The 232-nt window shown below is 50.9% G+C and carries 1 protein-coding gene; it reads left to right on the top strand.

Annotation, left to right across the window (positions count from 1 at the left end):
- The coding region (locus R0J92_RS27065) for a RimK/LysX family protein (RefSeq protein ID WP_411053955.1) at window positions 1-232 on the top strand (232 nt) is incomplete at both ends.

Raw genomic sequence — 232 nt, 5'->3', positions numbered from 1 at the left:
GTCCGCGACGAGTGGATCGAAGCGCCCATTGAGCGTCGTGTGAAAATTGTCCAGGCGTCTGGTGAAGAGTCACGTCCAGTCATTTCACTGCTCATGACGTTAGGCCCCATTCGTGAAAATGTTGAGTTTACGCTTAACGACCGTACTCACCTGGATTACCCGGTGTTACTTGGCCGTCGTTTTATGCTCGATATTGCCACCATTGACGTCGCTGAAACCTACTTGCATGAAC

Origin of the sequence: Tritonibacter sp. SIMBA_163 (assembly GCF_046535935.1) — a bacterium.
In the GTDB taxonomy this organism is placed as follows: Bacteria; Pseudomonadota; Alphaproteobacteria; order Rhodobacterales; family Rhodobacteraceae; genus Epibacterium; species Epibacterium scottomollicae.
This window is presented reverse-complemented; position numbering and strand designations above follow the sequence as displayed.